Source organism: Kitasatospora sp. NPDC057904, from assembly GCF_042887925.1.
Taxonomy (GTDB): domain Bacteria; phylum Actinomycetota; class Actinomycetes; order Streptomycetales; family Streptomycetaceae; genus Kitasatospora.
This window is the reverse complement of sequence record NZ_JBHVOL010000018.1, coordinates 34120-48276: the sequence shown is the minus strand read 5'-3', so window position 1 is coordinate 48276 and position 14157 is coordinate 34120. Positions and strand designations below refer to the sequence as shown.

Genomic DNA, 14157 nt, shown 5'->3' with positions numbered 1-14157 from the left:
CGGCCACCCGGTGGGGCGGCCGGCCGTCGGCGGCGAATCGTCAGGAGGGGCGGGCCGTCAGGCGGCCTGCTGCCAGCTGACCGGCGAGTAGTAGGCCGGGCGGCGCTCCAGGCGCTGCCAGTTGGCGATCGGCTCGACCGGCGCGACGGCGGCGGCCTGCTGCGCGGCGGCGGCGCGCGCCATCAGGACGGCCGTGAGGGCGGCCAGCTCCTCGTCGGAGAGGGAGCCGCGGACGATGCGGACGAGGGGTTCGGCGGAAGCGGTCATGGTGTGTGGTTTCTCCCCCGGGCTGTGGTGTGTGGTCTCGCTCGGTGCCGTGCGCCGTGGGGCGCGCGGTCTTCCGGGTGCTGCTGCGACGCGGTGGCCCGCGACCGCTACATCGGCGGGTTGCCGTGCTTGCGGCTGGGCAGGTCGGCGTGCTTGGTGCGGAGCATGGCGAGCGCCGAGGCGAGCACCTCACGGGTCTCGGCGGGGTCGATGACGTCGTCCACGAGGCCGCGCTCGGCCGCGTAGTACGGGTGCATCAGCTCGTTCTTGTATTCCTTGATCTTCTGGGCGCGCATGGCGTCCGGGTCCTCGGCGCCGTTGATGTCGCGGCGGAAGATCACGTTGGCGGCGCCCTCGGCGCCCATGACGGCGATCTCGTTGGTCGGCCAGGCGTAGGTGAGGTCGGCGCCGATGGACTGGGAGTCCATGACGATGTAGGCGCCGCCGTACGCCTTGCGCAGGATCAGCGAGATCCGCGGCACGGTGGCGTTGCAGTACGCGTACAGCAGCTTGGCGCCGTGGCGGATGATGCCGCCGTGCTCCTGGTCGACGCCGGGCAGGAAGCCCGGGACGTCCAGCAGGGTGACCAGCGGGATGTTGAACGCGTCGCACATCTGGACGAAGCGCGCGGCCTTCTCGCTGGCGTTGATGTCGAGGACGCCGGCCAGCGACTGCGGCTGGTTGGCGATGATGCCGACCACGTGGCCGTCGACCCGGGCCAGGACGCACAGGACGTTGGTCGCCCAGCGCTCGTGGACCTCCAGGTACTCGCCGTGGTCGACGATCTCCTCGATGACCTTGCGCATGTCGTACGGGCGGTTGCCGTCCGCCGGCACCAGGTCGAGCAGGCTGTCGTTGCGGCGCGCGACCGGGTCCTCGCTGAGGACGGACGGCGGCATCTCGCGGTTGTTCTGCGGCAGCAGCGACAGGAGGTAGCGGACCTCCTCGATGCACGACTGCTCGTCGTCGTAGATGAAGTGCGCCACGCCGGACACGCCCGCGTGGACGTCGGCGCCGCCGAGGCCGTTCTGGCTGATCTTCTCGCCGGTCACGGCCTGGACGACGTCCGGGCCGGTGATGAACATCTGCGAGGTCTCGCGGACCATGAAGACGAAGTCGGTCAGCGCGGGGGAGTACGCGGCGCCGCCGGCGCACGGGCCGAGCATGACGGAGATCTGCGGGATGACGCCCGAGGCCTTGGTGTTGCGCTGGAAGATGCCGCCGTAGCCGGCGAGGGCGGTGACGCCCTCCTGGATGCGGGCGCCCGCGCCGTCGTTCAGGGAGACCAGGGGCGCGCCGGCCGCGATGGCCATGTCCATGATCTTGTGGATCTTCTGCGCGTGGGCCTCGCCCAGGGCGCCGCCGAAGATCCGGAAGTCGTGCGCGTAGGTGAAGACGGTCCGGCCGTGGACGGTGCCCCAGCCGACGACGACGCCGTCGGTGTGCGGCTTCTTGGCCTCCAGGCCGAAGCCGGTGGCGCGGTGCCGGCGCAGCGGCTCGACCTCGTGGAAGGAGCCCTCGTCCAGGAGCAGGTCGATGCGCTCGCGGGCGGTCAGCTTGCCCTTCGCGTGCTGGGCCTCGGTGGCCTTCTCGCTCGGGCCGCGCCGGACCTTCTCGCGCAGTTCGTGCAGCTCGGCGACCCGACCTCGGGCGTCGGCCGGGATCTCCGGGATCTCGCCGCCGACCGGCGCCTCATGCACAACCGTCATCTCGAACCACTCCAAGGGTGAGGGAACTGTCCGACAGCCAACGTCTGCTGTGCCCCCGGCTGCGAATCACTTTCTTCACTTATGACTGTACGAGGGGCCGTGCGCTGGTTTCGGCGTCGATTCCGTACAAGGTCGGGAGCGTTTGGCTGTCAGGCCTGCACAGAAGCGACCGGGCCTCACCCGATGCGCTCGGTGTCCGTTCGAATACCGGGGGTTGTCGGACAGATGATGGTCCGATGATCTGAGCATGAAGGAAAGCGCAGGTCAGGGCCGTCACCCAGGAGCGTAGGCGAGCCGACTGGGGCCCCGCTCAAGCGTCGCTAAAGTCTGGTGGGACGACCGGGGGAAGTCGTGGTAGTGGGGCCGAAGTCGTAGGGAAGCGCCAAAAACGCCACAGCCCACCCGACGCCTGCCGGGTGGGCTGTCCGAGCGATCCCCCGAACGGGCCGGGTCAGCCCTTGGAACCGTCCTCCGGCTCGTCCTTGCCGCGCAGCTCCCGCTCGCGGCGGCGCAGGTCCGCCTCCCACTGCTTGAGCATGTCCTCGTGCCCCTTGTCGTCCTTCTTCAAGGAGGCGAGGAACTCCGGGTCGTCGTCCGGTGCGAGCGGACGGCCGCCGCGCGGGCCCGCGTGCTCCGGACGGCCGGAGGCCGGCCCGCCGCCGGCGACCCGCGCGCCGCCGCGCTGCTTGCCCGCCACGAGCCAGGCGATCGAGCCGACCAGCGGGAACAGCAGCACGATGATCACCCACACCACCTTGGGCAGGTGCTTCACCTCGTCCTCGGGCGTGGTCAGGCAGTCGATGAAGGCCCACACCCACAGGGCGAGCGGAACGACGAAGGTCAGGATCCTGAGCACGGCGGCGATCTCCCCCGGCGACGGCGAGTGTGGCGGACTGCGTCCTGGGGCCCTCCCCGGGGGCCCTTGACGAAGCCAGGCTATCGGGTGGCGGATACTGACTGGCATGGCATACGACGATCTCCGCTCGTTTCTCCGGGCCCTCGACCGCGAGGGTGACCTCAAGCGCATCAAGGCGGAGGTGGACCCGCACCTGGAGATCGGCGAGATCGTCGACCGGGTGCAGAAGGCCAAGGGCCCGGCGCTGTTGTTCGAGAACGTCAAGGGCTCGTCGATGCCGCTCGCGATGAACGTCTTCGGCACCGAGCGGCGCCTGGCCAAGGCGCTCGGCCTCAAGGGACCGGACGACATCTCCGAGAAGATCGCCGGCCTGCTCAAGCCCGAACTGCCGCAGGGCTTCACCGGCTTCCGGGACGCCTTCGGCAAGCTCGCCTCGATGGCGCACGTCCCGCCGCGGCACGTGAAGGACGCCCCGGTGCAGGAGGTCGTGCTCACCGGCGACGACGTCGACCTGGACGAGCTGCCCGCGCTCTTCACCTGGCCGATGGACGGCGGCTCCTTCTTCAACCTGGGCCTCACCCACACCAAGGACCCGGACACCGGCATCCGCAACCTCGGCCTCTACCGGCTCCAGCGGCACGACCGCCGGACGATCGGCATGCACTGGCAGATCCACAAGGACAGCCGCAACCACTACGCGGTGGCCGCCAAGCGCGGCGAGCGCCTGCCGGTCGCGATCGCCTTCGGCTGCCCGCCGGCCGTCACGTACGCGGCCACCGCGCCGCTGCCGGGGGACATCGACGAGTACCTGTTCGCCGGGTTCGTCGCCGGTGAGCGCGTGCGGATGGTCGACTGCAAGACCGTCCCGCTCCAGGTGCCGGCCGACGCCGAGGTCGTGCTGGAGGGCTGGCTGGAGCCCGGCGAGATGCTCCCCGAGGGGCCGTTCGGCGACCACACCGGCTTCTACACGCCGCAGGAGCCGTTCCCGGCGCTGAAGATCGACTGCGTGACGATGCGCCGCCGCCCGGTCCTGCAGTCCATCGTGGTCGGCCGCCCGCCGACCGAGGACGGCCCGCTGGGCAAGTTCACCGAGCGGTTCTTCCTGCCGCTGCTGAAGATCATCATCCCGGACATCGTCGACTACGACCTGCCCGAGGCCGGCGGCTTCCACAACTGCGTGATCGTCTCGATCGACAAGAAGTACCCGAAGCACGCCCAGAAGACGATGCACGCGATCTGGGGCGCGCACATGATGTCGCTGACCAAGCTGATCATCGTGGTGGACGCGGACTGCGACGTGCACGACTACCAGGAGGTCGCCTGGCGGGCCTTCGGGAACGTCGACTACAGCCGCGACCTGACGGTCGTCGAGGGCCCGGTCGACCACCTCGACCACGCCTCCTACCAGCAGTTCTGGGGCGGCAAGGCGGGCATCGACGCGACCCGCAAGCTCCCCGAGGAGGGCTACACCCGCGACGGCGGCTGGCCCGAGATGGTCTCCTCGGACCCGGCCACGGCCGCTCTCGTGTCGCGTCGCTGGAAGGAGTACGGGCTGTGAGCACCGGAGTCGGTACGCTCGGCAACGGAGGACAGGGCGAATCTCCCCGCACCCGCGGGGGTGTGTCGGCCTTCCTGCGGCTCGTGATGATCGAGCACTCGGTCTTCGCCCTGCCCTTCGCCTACATCGCCGCGCTGACGGCCATGTTCCTCGCCGACAAGCGGGTGCACTGGGGCCAGCTGTTCGTCGTCACGGTCTGCATGGTCGGCCTGCGGACCTTCGCGATGGCCGCCAACCGGATCATCGACCGCGAGATCGACGCCCGGAACCCGCGCACCGCCGGGCGCGAACTCGTCACCGGCGCCGTCTCCCTGAAGACGGCGTACACCGGCTCGGCGGTCGCCCTGGTGGTGTTCCTGGGCGCGGCGGCCATGCTGAACCCGCTGTGCCTCGCGCTCGCGCCGGTGGCCGTCGTGCCGATGGTCGTCTACCCCTACGGCAAGCGGTTCACCGACTTCCCGCAGGCGATCCTCGGACTGGCGCAGGCGATGGGCCCGGTGGGCGCCTGGCTCGCGGTGACCGGCACCTGGTCCTGGGAGGCCGTCGTGCTCGGCGCGGCGGTCGGGATCTGGATCGGCGGGTTCGACCTCATCTACGCCTGCCAGGACGTGCAGTCCGACCGGCACGGCGGCGTGCGCTCGGTGCCGGCCCGCTTCGGCATCCCGGCGGCCATCCGGGGCGCCCGCGCCTGCCACCTCGTCACCACGGCCCTGCTGGCCTGGTTCGGCGTCCTCACCGGCGCCGGCGTCGCGTTCTGGATCGGCCTGGTCGTCGTGGCCGGCGCGTTCGTCTACGAGCACACCATCGTGCGGCCGAACGACCTGTCCAAGCTCAACCGCGCGTTCTTCCAGACCAACGGCTTCGTCGGCATCTCGCTGTTCTTCTTCGCCCTGGTGGACCTGGTCATCCGGGGGCTCGGGGTCTGACCGGCGGCCCCCGGGCGCGCTCAGCGGAACAGGGCCGCGTGGTCGGCGGCCCAGTTGCGCAGGCTGCGCGGCGGGCGGCCGGTGATGTCCTCGACCGTGCTGGTGACCGGCTCGGGGTCGCCGATGCGGGCGTGGATGAAGTCGAGGGCGCGGTCGACGATGGCCGGGGGCCAGCCGGCGGTGAGCATCCGCAGGCGGGCGGCGTCGCGGGGGAGCTCCTCCCAGCGGGCCGGGAGGCCGACCGCCTCGCCGATGATCCGGACCTGCTCCTCCTGGCTGGGGGACTCCGGGCCGGTGAGCACGTACCTGGCGCCCTCGTGGCCGTCCTCGGTGAGGGCCCGCACGGCGACGGCGGCGATGTCCCGCTCGTCGACCAGGTTGAGCCCGGCCCCGCCGCCGAAGCCGCGGACGGCGGCGTCGGTGCGGATCTCCTCGGCCCAGCGCAGGGTGTTGGCGGTGAAGCCGTGCGGGCGCAGGAAGGTGTACCGGACTCCGCTGCCGGCGATCAGGGCCTCGATCGCGGCGTCCGGCCGGCCCGGCGACTCGGAGCCCCGGCCGGGCACGTCCCGGACGGCGGCGGAGGAGAGGAAGACCGCCTTGCGGACGTGCCGCGCCATCGCCGCGACGGCGGCCGCGGCGCCGTCGGCCGTCGGGTAGGGCCAGATCAGGAAGGCGGCGTCGGCGCCGGTGGCGGCGGCTTCCAGGCTGTCCGGGTCGAGCAGGTCGCCCTGGACGTACCTGGGCTGCCGGGCCAGGTCCGGGTGGCGGGTCAGCGCCCGGACGCGCACTCCGGAGGCGAGCAGCTGCAGGGTGACGTGCCGGCCGACGGTTCCGGTGGCGCCCACCACGAGTATGTCCGACGAGCCGTCAATTCGCTTCTGTGTCATGTCTCGACGGTATGCGGCGAAGATGAGACCCCCCATGCGCGCGGATCTCCGGTTCATGCGCGATCGTCTACCGTCGTGCGCCCTCCGGACCGGCGCCCCCGGCGCGGCCGCGGCCGGTCCCGCGCCTCTCGCGTATGGACGCGTGGAGGCGCACGGCGTCCGCCGCGCGCCTCCCGTGCGACTTCGAGCCCCTCGGCGCCGCCGCCGTCGGCCGACCGGTCAGGCCGACGCCCGGCGGGCGAAGGCCGGCGCGTGCTCCGGGCGCGGGCCGAGGGCGATCAGGCGGGACGGGATCTGCCGGAAGCCCGGCACGAAGCGGGCGAGCAGGACGAGCCGGGTCGGCGGGCCGACCCGGCGGCCGGCCAGGACCGGGGCGAACATCACCTCGTGCAGGAGCCGCTGCATGCGCTGGATCACCGCCATCGGCAGCCACCGGCGCCGCTGCACCCGCGCGAGGTCGGCTTCGGTGACGCGCCCGCGCCGCAGCGGTTCGGCGAGCAGCGCAGCGGTGGCCACCGCGTCCTGGATGGCGAGGTTGATGCCCACCCCGCCGGCGGGGGACATCGCGTGGGCGGCGTCGCCGATCAGCAGGAGGCCGTCGGCGTACCAGCGGTGCAGCCGGTTGAGCCGGACGTCGAGCAGGTGGACGTCGTCCATGCCCGCCAGCTGGTCGACCCGGTCCGCGTACCGCGGCATCAGCCGGGCGATCCGGGCGCGGAAACGCTCGATCCCTTCGGCCCGCAGGCGGGCGTCGGAGCCCTTGGCGGTGAAGTAGGCGATCTGGAAGTAGTCCTCGCGGGTGAGGCTGATCGCCAGCTCGCCGCGCCCGAACGCGGGCGCGAGGTTCGGCGGGACACCCTGCTCGTCGGCGTGCCGGGGCAGCCGGAACCACCAGGTGTCGAACGGGACGGGGAACTCCTCGGGCACCAGCCCGGCCTCCCGGCGGAGCACCGAGTGCCGGCCGTCGGCGGCGACGGTGAGCGCGGCGCGGATCTCGCCCTCCTCGCCGTCCCGGGTGCGGTAGCGCACCCCGGCGACCCGGCCGCCCTCCCGGATCAGGCCGGTGGCCTCGGTGTTCATCCGGACGGTGAACGAGGGCTCCTGCTTCGCCTGCCGGAGGAGGAAGTCGAGCAGGTCCCACTGCGGGATCATCGCGATGTAGTTGTACGGCGCGGGCAGCTTCTCGAAGGCGCTCAGCGCGACGTCGCCCACTCCGGGCACCGGCACCACCATGTTGCCGAGCCGGCTCTGCGGCAGCTTCGCGAACTCGCGGCCGAGCCCGAGCTCGTCCATCAGCCGCACGGTGGACGCGTGGACGGTGTCGCCGCGGAAGTCGCGCAGGAAGTCACCGTGCTTCTCCAGCACGGTCACCTCGACGCCGGCCCGGGCCAGCATCAGGCCCAGCATCATGCCGGCCGGTCCGCCCCCGGAGATGACGACGCTCATGACAGTTCTCCCCTCAGTGCCTGGCTGGTCACTCTCTGCGTGGAACTCGCATAAACAGACTCTCTGGAACCGTCTCAGGTGTCAAGTAGTACGATGCTCCACATGAAGGATCTGGTGGCCGCGGCGCTGGCGGCGGCGAAGGAGCGCGGCCAGGACGTCGCGGACGTCCCCCTGACGGCGATCGCGACGGCCGCCGGCGTCTCCCGCAGCACGCTGCTGCGCCGCCTCGGCGGCTCCCGGGGCGCCCTGGACGAGGCCGTCCGGCAGGCGGGCGTCGACCCGGGCGGGCGGCGCCCGGTGCGCGAGCGCGCGGTCGACGCGGCGGCCCGGCTGGTGGCCGAGCGCGGCCTGGGCGGGATCACCCTGGACGCCGTCGCGGACCGCGCGGGGTGTTCGCTGCCGAGCCTGCACGCCGTCTTCGAGGGGCGGGACGGCCTGCTCTCCGCCGTGTTCGAGGCGCACGGCCCGCTGCCCGACCTGGAGGCCCTCGCGGCCGATCCGCCCGAGCAGCTCGCGGACACCGTGCGGGCGCTCTACCGGCTGTACGCGGCGGCCCTGGAGCACGAGCCGCGGATCGTCCCCGCGGTCTTCGCGGACCTGTTCAGCCGTCCGGACGGCCCGGCCGCGCGGATGATGACCGCCCACCTGCCCCGGATGGTCGACGGCCTGGGCCGGCTGCTGCTGCCGCACGTCGAGGCCGGGCGGCTGCGGCCGCTCCCGATGCCGGTGCTGGTCCAGCTGCTGCTCGGCCCGGTGATCAACCACGTGCTGCTGCGGCCGGTCCTCGAACCGGCGCTCGGCGCCGGGCTGCCCTCGCGGGACGAGACCATCGAGCTGTTCACCGAGGCCTACCTGCGGGCGGTCGCGCTGCCCTGAGCTCCGGACCGCCCGTCCGGCGGCGAGAATCGGCCCCGGACGCAACCACCGGAGGACGGAGAAGGCCGTGATCGGCAAACTGCAGTGCCTGGTGCTCGACTGCCCGGAACCGGCCGCGCTGGCCCGCTTCTACGCGGGCCTGCTGGGCGGCGAGGTCGACCGGCCGGATCCGCGCTGGGCGCTCGGCGACGGCTGGTCCACGCTGCACCTGGACGGCGGCGCGGTGCTCTGCTTCCAGCGCGTCGCCGACCACCGCCCGCCCCGCTGGCCGGATCCGGAGCACCCCCAGCAGGCGCACCTGGACGTCGACGTCGAGGACCTGGACGCCGCCGAGCGCGCGGTGCTCGCGCTCGGCGCCGTCCGTCTGCACGACGCCGGCGGCTGGCGGGTCTTCGCGGATCCGGCGGGGCATCCGGTGTGCCTGATCCGTAGCTGACGCATCGTCAAGTCATTGACCTGCGTGCTCCATTGCGATGGATCAGGCGAGCGTCAGCCGGTCGCCCACGCGCAGCCGGCCCGGCGCGGCGACCTCCGCGAGGGCGTCGAGCCGGCCGTCGTGGGCGGCCACGACGGCCTTGAGCAGCTCCGGCGCGTGCGGGAGCCCCGGCTGGGCGGCGGAGGTCATGGCGCAGCGCTCGCTGGAGCGGACGAAGGCGAGCCGGGCGCCGTCCGGGGCTTCGGTGCGGCCCTCGCGGCCGAACCAGGTGTCCTCGACGAACGGCGGGGTGCCGGGCGGGGTGCGCAGCACGATGTTGGGCCGGAACCGGCGTTCGTCGACGACGGTGAGCGGGGCGGCCTCGCGGGCCCAGTCGAGGGTGGCGGTGGTGATCACGCTCACCGGCAGCTGGTCGAAGTGCGAGACGGCGTCCTCGCGGGCGAGTTCGACGTCCTCGCGCTGGAGGTAGGCGCGCAGGAAGGCGGTCGGGTCGGCGACCGGGCGCCCGAGCGGGTCGAACAGCTCGGGGCCGTCGAGCCGGTGGCCGAGTCTGGAGGAGAGCCGGAGCAGGCCGTCCATCCGCCGGAAGCGGCGGGTGTTCTTGCCCGAGCCGAACCTGCCGGCCGCGTCGCGGACGGCGTAGAGGCGGTCGCCGGCCAGGCCGCGCCGCTCCACCTCGACGGAGTCGAGCCGCTCGCCGCCGGTGGACTTCACGGGGTAGCGCCAGAGTCGCTCGATCACTCCGATGATCTCTGCCATGGGCGGACAGCGTACCGGCGGGTCCGGGGGATGGTCTAGACCAAGTCTGGCTGGGCAGTTGGCCGGAACCGGACGCTCCCGGACCGGCCCGGAAAAGGGCGCGGGCGCGACCCGTTCCCGCGCCCACCGGGGTCACCCCAGGCGGGCCACCGCCCGGACCGGTGCGCCGTCCGCCGCGACCAGCCGCAGCGGGAACAGCGAGACCTCCACCGGCAGTCCGGCCTCCTGGGCGTCCAGCAGGGCCCGCAGGTCGGTCAGGTTCTCCGCGATCACCCCACCGCCGGGCGCCCCCAGCAGCACCCGGTGCGCGGCCAGGGTCGGCTCGTCGGCGGCCGGGTGGTCGTGCTCGTCGGTGAGGTCGGCGAGCAGCGCGGCCACCGCCGGGTCGCCCGGCCCCGGGTCGGGGGTGGGGTCGACGCTCAGCGCGTCCACGCCGACCGTGCGGACCCCGGCCGCGACGATCGCCTCGGCCGCGTCGGGGGTCAGGCTCGGGTGCGCGAAGTACGCGTCGGTGGCCCAGTGCCGCGCCCAGCCGGTGGCCAGCAGCAGGACGGTCCCCTCGCCCGCCCGCTCCAGCGCGGGCGCGAGCAGCTCGGGCGTGACGGCCGCCCGGGGCTCCAGCCCGCGCAGGTCGGCGATCACCGCGGGGCCCGTGAAGCGCTCCAGCGGGAGCCCGTCGAGCGTCGGCCAGGTCACGTCCACGTGGTACGGGGCGTCCACGTGCGTCCCGGACTGCGAACCGAGGTGCAGGGCCAGCACGTTCACCCCGGCGGTCGCGGTGGTGAGCGCGGGCTCCAGCACGACCGCCGGATCGCCGGGGTAGACCGGCATCGCGGTGGTCACCTGGTGGGTGAGGTCGACGAGGGTCGCTGCCATGGCCTCATCCTCGCAGGGGGACGCGCGGATGCGGCCACGCCGGGTGGGGCCGGATAGAAATGGCCCATGGGAACAGTGAAGCGTCAACCGTGGGTGGTCGGGGTCTCGGGTGCGTCCGGGACGCCGTACGCCGCGTCCGTGATCCGTGCGCTGCTCGCGGCCGGGGAGTCCGTCGACCTGGTCGTCAGCCGGGCCGCCCGGCTCACCATCCTGGACGAGACCGGCATCTCCTTCCGGGACGCCCACTGGCGCACCGACCTCGCCGAGTGGCTGGGCGGTGACGAGGGCCTGGACGACGTCCGCTACTGGTCCGCGGGGGACTTCGCGGCCGGCCCGTCCAGCGGCTCGTACCCGGCCAAGGGCATGCTCGTCGTCCCCGCGACCACCGGCGCGGTGGCCGGGATCGCGCTCGGCCTGAGCAAGGACCTGCTCCAGCGGGTGGCCAGCGTCACCCTCAAGGAGCGCCGCCCGCTGGTCGTGTGCGTCCGCGAGACGCCACTCAACGGGGTGACGTTGAAGCACTTGGTGGAACTGGACGCACAGGGCGCGGTCGTGCTCCCCGCGTCGCCCGGTTTCTACGCGGGCGGCTCCACCGTGCGCGAACTCGTCGATTTCGTCGCCGGCCGGGTGCTGGACGCCGTCGGCGTGCCGCATTCCCTGTACCTGCGCTGGGAAGGGGAGTTGGGCGCGGCGGCGCGCCGGAGCGGCGGCGGCGCACCGGCGACGGCTGAGGGGGAGTGAGGAAGCCGGGGCCGGGAGAGTATGTTCTCTGCGATATCCGGGTTGGTCCCTGCACGGCGCCTTTGAATCCGGATAATGATCTGTGGGTCTGGTGAGGTTCGGAAGGACGCGGACGGTATATGGACACGGTGGACAGACAGCTCATCCAGGCGCTCCGGGAGAACGGCCGTGCGTCCTACGCCGAGCTGGGCCGGCTGGTCGGACTCTCCGGCCCGAGCGTCACGGACCGCATCAACCGCCTGGAGCAGGCCGGTGTCATCACCGGCTACCGCGCGACGGTCAACCCGGCCTCGCTCGGCTTCGGCGTCACGGCCCTGATCGGTCTCCAGCTGACCGACGCGGCCGACCACGAGGACGTCGCGTTCCGGCTGAAGGACCTCAACGAGGTCGAGGACTGCTGGTTCATCGCGGGTGACGACTCCTACATGCTCAAGGTCCGGGTGGCCGACGTGGCCGGCCTGGAGTCCGTGGTGAAGCGGATCTCGGGCACGAAGGGCGTGGCCCGCACCCGCACCACCGTCGTACTCTCCACCAAGTGGGAGAACCGGGTGAGCGATCTCCCTCCCGAAGGAGAGTGACGTCATGGCACTGGTCGGTCTGGAGGAGCTGCACGCGGCCCGGGAGCGGATCGCGGGGGTCGCGGTGCGCACCCCGCTGGTCCCCGCCCCGTGGGCGGCCGAGGGCGAGCGCCGCCTCTGGCTGAAGCCGGAGAACCTCCAGCCGACCGGTGCCTTCAAGACCCGCGGCGCCTACAACCGGCTGGCCGTGCTCACCGACGACGAGCGGGCCCGCGGGGTGGTCGCGCAGTCGAGCGGCAACCACGCGCAGGCGGTCGCGTACGCGGCCGGGCTGCTGGGGATCAAGGCCGTCATCGTCATGCCGGACACCTCGCCCGCCGTCAAGGTGGAGGCCACCCGCGGGTTCGGCGCCGAGGTGATCCTCGTGCCGCCGGGGGAGCGGGACACCCTGCCCGGCGAACTGGCCGAGCGGCACGGCTACGTGTGGGTGCCGCCGTACGACGACCCGTACATCATCGCGGGCCAGGGCACGGTCGGCCTGGAGATCGCCGAGGACGCCCCGGCCGGACTGGACACCGTCCTGGTGCCGGTCAGCGGCGGCGGCCTGATCGGCGGGACGGCGGCCGCGCTCAAGCTCACCCGCCCGGAGATCCGGGTGGTCGGCGTCGAGCCGGAGCTCGCGGCGGACGCGCGGGAGAGCCTGCGCACCGGCCGCCGGGTCGAGTGGCCGGTCGCCGACACCTACCGCACCATCGCGGACGGCCTGCGCACCCCGTCCGTCGGGGTGCTCCCGTACGAGCACCTGACCGCCTACGTGGACGACATCGTCACCGTCACGGAGGACGAGATCCGGGCCACCGTCGCCCTGCTCGCCCGCCGCGGCCGCCTCGTCGCCGAACCCTCCGGCGCGGTCGCCCCGGCCGCGTACTTCCACCGCGCGGAGCAGACCGGCGGCCGGTCGGTCGCGGCCGTCGTGAGCGGCGGGAACATCGAACCGGCACTGCTCGCGGAGCTGCTCTCGGCATAGGCGTACGCTCGTTCCGGCAAGGAATCGAAGTCGGAGGAGGCGGGTCACCGCATGGACGCAGGGCTCAAGCGCGAGCTGGAGGCGAAGGTCTACGCGGGTGAGCGGCTGACCCGCGAGGACGGGATCGCGCTCTACGAGAGCGACGACCTGGCCTGGCTGGGCGGCCTGGCGCACCACGTGCGGACGCGGAAGAACGGCGACGTCGTCCACTTCAACGTCAACCGCCACCTCAACATGACCAACGTGTGCAGCGCGTCCTGCGCCTACTGCTCGTTCCAGCGCAAGCCGGGCGAGAAGGACGCGTACACGATGCGCATCGAGGAGGCCGTCCGCCTCGCCAAGGCGATGGAGGTCGAGTCCCTCACCGAGCTGCACATCGTCAACGGCCTGCACCCGACCCTGCCCTGGCGCTACTACCCGCGCTCGCTGCGGGAGCTGAAGGCGGCCCTGCCGAACGTCTCGCTGAAGGCCTTCACCGCCACCGAGATCCACTGGTTCGAGAAGATCAGCGGCCTGTCCGCGGACGAGATCCTCGACGAGCTGATCGACGCCGGCCTGGAGTCGCTGACCGGTGGCGGCGCGGAGATCTTCGACTGGGAGGTCCGCCGGCACATCGTCGACCACGACACCCACTGGGAGGACTGGTCGCGGATCCACCGGCTGGCGCACTCCAAGGGCCTCAAGACGCCCTGCACCATGCTGTACGGGCACATCGAGGAGCCCCGCCACCGCGTCGACCACGTGCTGCGGCTGCGCGAGCTGCAGGACGAGACCGGCGGCTTCCAGGTCTTCATCCCGCTGCGCTACCAGCACGACTTCCACGACTCCAAGGACGGCGTCGTGCGCAACCGCCTGATGGCGCGCACCGAGATGGCCACCGGCGCCGAGGCGCTGAAGACCTTCGCCGTGTCCCGGCTGCTCTTCGACAACGTCCCGCACGTCAAGGTCTTCTGGGTGATGCACGGCGTCACCACCGCCCAGCTGGCGCTCAGCCACGGCGCGGACGACATGGACGGCTCGGTGGTCGAGTACAAGATCACCCACGACGCGGACAACTTCGGCACCCCGAACAAGCTCGGCCGCGACGACCTGCTCGGCCTGATCCGCGACGCCGGCTTCCGCCCGGTCGAGCGCAACACCCGCTACGAGGTCATCCGCGAGTACGAGGGCCCCGACCTGACGCTCCGCGAGACCCCGCAGGCGATGCGCCTCTGAGCTGCGCCCGTCGCGCTCCCACCTGCACGTTCCCGTCCCCCGGGCCGCACCGCCGGCCCG

General features: G+C 72.5%; 15 protein-coding genes. 8 read left to right on the top strand and 7 right to left on the bottom strand.

Features of this window, described 5'->3' with window-relative positions:
- Positions 1 to 57 precede the first annotated feature (57 nt).
- From ACFVSN_RS33745 to ACFVSN_RS33735, 3 genes are all read right to left on the bottom strand, one after another.
- A complete protein-coding gene (locus ACFVSN_RS33745) occupies positions 58 to 267 on the bottom strand; it encodes an acyl-CoA carboxylase subunit epsilon (protein WP_380444737.1) in 210 nt (69 codons plus the stop codon).
- A 107-nt stretch (positions 268 to 374) separates the two neighbouring features.
- Complete coding sequence (locus ACFVSN_RS33740) at positions 375 to 1976, bottom strand: acyl-CoA carboxylase subunit beta (protein WP_380444738.1); 1602 nt, start codon at positions 1974 to 1976, stop codon at positions 375 to 377.
- A gap of 451 nt (positions 1977 to 2427) precedes the next feature.
- Positions 2428 to 2832: a PLD nuclease N-terminal domain-containing protein gene (locus tag ACFVSN_RS33735; RefSeq protein WP_380444739.1), complete on the bottom strand. Its 405-nt coding sequence runs from the start codon at positions 2830 to 2832 to the stop codon at positions 2428 to 2430.
- 106 nt (positions 2833 to 2938) lie between these two features.
- Between ACFVSN_RS33735 and ACFVSN_RS33730 the strand changes: the two genes are divergently transcribed.
- Together ACFVSN_RS33730 and mqnP are read left to right on the top strand one after the other, a co-directional pair.
- A complete protein-coding gene (locus ACFVSN_RS33730) occupies positions 2939 to 4390 on the top strand; it encodes a menaquinone biosynthesis decarboxylase (protein WP_380444741.1) in 1452 nt (483 codons plus the stop codon).
- Positions 4387 to 5316, top strand: coding sequence for a menaquinone biosynthesis prenyltransferase MqnP (gene mqnP / locus ACFVSN_RS33725; protein WP_380444742.1), 930 nt, complete (start codon positions 4387 to 4389; stop codon positions 5314 to 5316). The genes ACFVSN_RS33730 and mqnP overlap by 4 nt, the downstream gene beginning before the upstream one ends.
- A gap of 20 nt (positions 5317 to 5336) precedes the next feature.
- Here mqnP and ACFVSN_RS33720 read toward each other — a convergent pair whose 3' ends face one another.
- Positions 5337 to 6203 carry an NAD(P)H-binding protein gene (locus tag ACFVSN_RS33720; RefSeq protein WP_387957358.1) on the bottom strand — a complete coding sequence of 289 codons (867 nt, stop codon included), beginning with the start codon at positions 6201 to 6203 and terminating at the stop codon, positions 5337 to 5339.
- Positions 6204 to 6422: 219 nt separating this feature from the next.
- Positions 6423 to 7649, bottom strand: a complete 1227-nt coding sequence (locus ACFVSN_RS33715; RefSeq protein ID WP_387957356.1) for an FAD-dependent oxidoreductase — start codon at positions 7647 to 7649, stop codon at positions 6423 to 6425.
- Between the two features lie 102 nt (positions 7650 to 7751).
- Here ACFVSN_RS33715 and ACFVSN_RS33710 point away from each other — a divergent pair, with 102 nt between their 5' ends.
- Both ACFVSN_RS33710 and ACFVSN_RS33705 read left to right on the top strand, forming a co-directional pair.
- The gene (locus ACFVSN_RS33710) at positions 7752 to 8525 is read left to right on the top strand and encodes a TetR/AcrR family transcriptional regulator (RefSeq protein ID WP_387957354.1); all 774 of its coding nucleotides are present in this window, start codon (positions 7752 to 7754) and stop codon (positions 8523 to 8525) included.
- Positions 8526 to 8592: 67 nt separating this feature from the next.
- Complete coding sequence (locus ACFVSN_RS33705; RefSeq protein ID WP_387957352.1) at positions 8593 to 8961, top strand: VOC family protein; 369 nt, start codon at positions 8593 to 8595, stop codon at positions 8959 to 8961.
- Positions 8962 to 9003: 42 nt separating this feature from the next.
- On the opposite strand, the gene ACFVSN_RS33700 is transcribed toward ACFVSN_RS33705, so the two are convergent.
- Both ACFVSN_RS33700 and ACFVSN_RS33695 read right to left on the bottom strand, forming a co-directional pair.
- Positions 9004 to 9720: an MOSC domain-containing protein gene (locus ACFVSN_RS33700; RefSeq protein ID WP_380444749.1), complete on the bottom strand. Its 717-nt coding sequence runs from the start codon at positions 9718 to 9720 to the stop codon at positions 9004 to 9006.
- A gap of 132 nt (positions 9721 to 9852) precedes the next feature.
- On the bottom strand, positions 9853 to 10596 hold the full coding sequence (locus ACFVSN_RS33695) for a cyclase family protein (RefSeq protein ID WP_387957351.1): 744 nt from the start codon (positions 10594 to 10596) through the stop codon (positions 9853 to 9855).
- A 66-nt stretch (positions 10597 to 10662) separates the two neighbouring features.
- On the opposite strand from ACFVSN_RS33695, the gene ACFVSN_RS33690 reads away from it, so the two are divergent.
- The 4 genes from ACFVSN_RS33690 (at position 10663) to mqnE (ending at position 14097) form a co-directional block, all read left to right on the top strand.
- Positions 10663 to 11337, top strand: a complete 675-nt coding sequence (locus ACFVSN_RS33690) for a UbiX family flavin prenyltransferase (protein ID WP_380444751.1) — start codon at positions 10663 to 10665, stop codon at positions 11335 to 11337.
- Positions 11338 to 11456: 119 nt separating this feature from the next.
- A complete protein-coding gene (locus ACFVSN_RS33685) occupies positions 11457 to 11915 on the top strand; it encodes an Lrp/AsnC family transcriptional regulator (RefSeq protein ID WP_329930404.1) in 459 nt (152 codons plus the stop codon).
- 4 nt (positions 11916 to 11919) lie between these two features.
- Positions 11920 to 12882, top strand: a complete 963-nt coding sequence (locus tag ACFVSN_RS33680; protein ID WP_380497359.1) for a threonine/serine dehydratase — start codon at positions 11920 to 11922, stop codon at positions 12880 to 12882.
- A 51-nt stretch (positions 12883 to 12933) separates the two neighbouring features.
- Positions 12934 to 14097 (top strand): aminofutalosine synthase MqnE, encoded by a 1164-nt coding sequence (gene mqnE, locus ACFVSN_RS33675; protein ID WP_380444753.1) that lies wholly within the window; start codon positions 12934 to 12936, stop codon positions 14095 to 14097.
- Positions 14098 to 14157: the final 60 nt, after the last annotated feature.

Coding starts and splice junctions, on each gene's coding strand:
- ACFVSN_RS33745 (WP_380444737.1), bottom strand. CDS start 267: ATGACCGCTTCCGCCGAACCCCTCGTCCGCATCGTCCGCGGCTCCCTC.
- ACFVSN_RS33740 (WP_380444738.1), bottom strand. CDS start 1,976: ATGACGGTTGTGCATGAGGCGCCGGTCGGCGGCGAGATCCCGGAGATC.
- ACFVSN_RS33730 (WP_380444741.1), top strand. CDS start 2,939: ATGGCATACGACGATCTCCGCTCGTTTCTCCGGGCCCTCGACCGCGAG.
- ACFVSN_RS33720 (WP_387957358.1), bottom strand. CDS start 6,203: ATGACACAGAAGCGAATTGACGGCTCGTCGGACATACTCGTGGTGGGC.
- ACFVSN_RS33715 (WP_387957356.1), bottom strand. CDS start 7,649: ATGAGCGTCGTCATCTCCGGGGGCGGACCGGCCGGCATGATGCTGGGC.
- ACFVSN_RS33710 (WP_387957354.1), top strand. CDS start 7,752: ATGAAGGATCTGGTGGCCGCGGCGCTGGCGGCGGCGAAGGAGCGCGGC.
- ACFVSN_RS33700 (WP_380444749.1), bottom strand. CDS start 9,720: ATGGCAGAGATCATCGGAGTGATCGAGCGACTCTGGCGCTACCCCGTG.
- ACFVSN_RS33695 (WP_387957351.1), bottom strand. CDS start 10,596: ATGGCAGCGACCCTCGTCGACCTCACCCACCAGGTGACCACCGCGATG.
- ACFVSN_RS33690 (WP_380444751.1), top strand. CDS start 10,663: ATGGGAACAGTGAAGCGTCAACCGTGGGTGGTCGGGGTCTCGGGTGCG.
- ACFVSN_RS33685 (WP_329930404.1), top strand. CDS start 11,457: ATGGACACGGTGGACAGACAGCTCATCCAGGCGCTCCGGGAGAACGGC.
- ACFVSN_RS33680 (WP_380497359.1), top strand. CDS start 11,920: ATGGCACTGGTCGGTCTGGAGGAGCTGCACGCGGCCCGGGAGCGGATC.
- mqnE (WP_380444753.1), top strand. CDS start 12,934: ATGGACGCAGGGCTCAAGCGCGAGCTGGAGGCGAAGGTCTACGCGGGT.